The sequence below is a fragment of the Neobacillus sp. NPDC093127 genome (assembly GCF_044754175.1).
Taxonomy (GTDB): Bacteria; Bacillota; Bacilli; order Bacillales; family Cytobacillaceae; genus Neobacillus.
On the sequence record NZ_JBIVOP010000066.1, the window covers coordinates 1 to 1,381 of the forward strand.

General features: G+C 36.1%; 2 protein-coding genes. Both read left to right on the plus strand.

The annotated features are described in order from the left end of the window. Positions 1–73 precede the first annotated feature (73 nt). Entirely contained in the window at positions 74–751 is a 678-nt protein-coding gene (locus ACIQCO_RS28160; RefSeq protein ID WP_400435486.1) for an IS607 family transposase, read from the plus strand. Beyond that, a partial coding sequence (locus ACIQCO_RS28165) for a hypothetical protein (RefSeq protein WP_400435489.1) occupies positions 735–1,381 on the plus strand: 647 nt, incomplete at its 3' end. The genes ACIQCO_RS28160 and ACIQCO_RS28165, both read left to right, overlap by 17 nt.

Sequence of the window (1,381 nt, forward strand, 5' to 3'; positions counted from 1 at the left end):
AAGGGTTTTTAGCAGTTTCAATAAATATAGACATATATAGACATGTGGATTAATTTGGTAGTATAATAGGGGTATGGAAAAGTTATTTAGAATGTCAGAAGCTGCGGAAATTTTGGGTGTATCCATTAAAACACTACAACGTTGGGATCAAGCCGGAAAAGCTAGTTTTATTCGTACTCCAAATGGTAAAAGAAGATTATCTGAAAGCGAATTGCTTCGATTATCCGGCAAGAACATCGGTGGAGCAGCCACTAGGAAAATAGTGATTTATGCACGTGTATCTTCACATGAACAAAAAGTAAAAGGAGATTTACAAAGACAAATAGATCGTATTAAAGAAAGATTAGATTTGAACCTTTACGAAAATATTACCATTATTGAGGATGTTGGTTCGGGTTTGAATGACAAACGTAAAGGCCTGGTAAAATTGATGAAACTTGCTCAAGAAGGAAGAATTTCCGATATCGCCATTCGATATCGTGACCGTCTTACTCGATTTGGATTTGAATATTTGCAAATCTACTTTGAAAGTCATCATGTCCAACTTCATATTTTAGATGATCATGCGAAAGAAAGATCTGTACAAGAAGAGTTAGTCGACGATTTAATGGCTATCATTGCCAGCTTTTCTGGAAAGTTATATGGAATTCGCAGTCACAAAAATAAAATTTTGGAAGATAAGATGAAGGGAGTCATTGAGGATGTTACAAACTTACCAAACGAAACTAAAGAACATGGATCTGAATCATGAACAAACTTCAGACATGTATCTTTCAGAGTACGGGAAGTTTTTTGGCATGCTGGAACGGAAGCTATTTGTTCAAACCCATTTAAAGGGGCTCCCCTCTGCTTCCTTGAAAAAGACCTTTCTAACGCAATACGGGATTACGGCCCGTCAATTTAATTCCGTTAGGATTCAGCTTGATGGAAAGGTCTCCTCCTATATTGAAAAAAGGAAAATTGATATACAGGAACTTGAATCAAAAATAGTCTATTTACAAAAAATGATTGAAAAGAAAACAGCCCAAAAGGAACAACTCCATCAGAAACTACTTCAACTTCCACCATCTCAACCGTCATTTCTCAAACTCGCCAAAAAATACAAGAATCTAAAAACGTATTTATTTCAAAAAAAGCGCAGATTGCGTAACTTAACTCAGAAATTAGAAAAACTGAAATCAGATGCAACGCAACAGAAAATTCGAATTTGTTTTGGCTCCAAAAAGCTGTTCCATAAGCAATTTCATTTGGAGGAAAATAAGTATAAAACCCATCGGGATTGGAAGAAGGACTGGGAAGAGGCGCGGAGCTCACAGTTTTTTGTTGTGGGTTCTAAGGATGAAACCTTTGGAAACCAGAACGCTACCTATGATTTGAAAAA

Bases quoted from the DNA above. Each gene is read 5' to 3' on its own strand.
- ACIQCO_RS28160 (WP_400435486.1), top strand. From the start codon at position 74: ATGGAAAAGTTATTTAGAATGTCAGAAGCTGCGGAAATTTTGGGTGTA.